The 1,226-nt window shown below is 61.7% G+C and carries 1 protein-coding gene; it reads left to right on the top strand.

Annotation, left to right across the window (positions count from 1 at the left end; genetic code table 11):
* Positions 1 to 132: 132 nt before the first annotated feature.
* Positions 133 to 1,226, top strand: a 1,094-nt coding sequence (locus ABT116_RS47880) for a cation transporter (RefSeq protein WP_351647765.1), incomplete at its 3' end; no start/stop codon positions are given.

Below are 1,226 nucleotides of genomic sequence, written 5' to 3'. Positions count from 1 at the left end.
GGGCTCTGTGGTGTGACGGTGTGGTGGGCGCCCCAGAGGTGCCGACGATCTGCCACAACACGGGAACATGCCACCGAGGTATCCGCACAGTCGCTGCCGCAAGAATGGCGGTCACAACGAGAGGGCGCAGAGATGAATCGAACCACCGTTCTCGAAGTACAAGGATTGCAGTGGGCGACATCGAAAGCCGCAGTCGAATCAACTCTCCTTCGCCGACGTGGCGTCGTCTCTGCTGAGGCCAACGTCCTCAACCAAACTGCCACGGTCACCTACGACCCGGCTGCAACCTCGATACCCGAACTGTCCCAATGGATCCGGGACTGCGGCTATCACTGCGCAGGGCGATCAGTGCCCTCCCACAGCTGCGACCCCCTCTCCGAACCAAACGACAGCACCAGCGCCACGCCCTCTGAATACCACGTTCATTCAGACCACGCCGACACATCAACCGACGCACCGGTCGAACACCCCGGCGAATCTCCTCACGGCGAACACACAGCGCACGAACCACATGCTCAACACTCTGCACAGGACATGATGGGGCACGGAGGCGCCCACGCCGGAATGTCGATGGACGACATGGTCCGGGACATGCGAAATCGCTTTCTCGTCGCTCTCGTTCTGTCCATTCCGATCATGCTGTGGTCCCCGATGGGGCGCGACATGTTCGGATTCACAGTTCCCGCCCCGTTCGGACTCCGCGACGACGTATTCACCCTGATACTGAGCTTGCCAGTGGTGTTCTACTCGGCCTGGATCTTTTTCGACGGCGCTTATCGGGCTCTGAAGGCCCGCACCCTCGACATGATGGTCCTCGTTGCCGTCGCCGTCGGGGCGGGTTGGCTCTACAGCGTCGCCGTCACCTTCACCGGCGGCGGCGAGGTCTTCTACGAGGCCGCGTCGGTGCTGACGGCTTTCGTCCTGCTCGGACATTGGTTCGAGATGCGAGCCAGAGGTGGAGCCAACGACGCGATTCGCACACTGCTCGAACTGACCCCGCCATTGGCAATCGTGTTGAGAGACGGCGAACCCGTCGAAGTTCCCACCGCCGACGTTGTCGTCGGAGACCTGTTACTGATCCGACCAGGCGGCAAAGTCCCTGTCGATGGAACGGTCGACTTCGGAAGTTCCGCTCTCGACCGTTCCGCGCGGTCGGCGACGCCCCTAACCTCAGAGTCATGGACGAAGAGTTGCGATCACACACGGAGCGCTTACGGCAGGAGTCG

Origin of the sequence: Streptomyces sp. NPDC002130 (assembly GCF_040296465.1) — a bacterium.
Lineage (GTDB): Bacteria > Actinomycetota > Actinomycetes > Streptomycetales > Streptomycetaceae > Streptomyces.
Note: the sequence above shows the minus strand (reverse complement) of the source record. Positions and strands in the feature narration are given on the sequence as shown.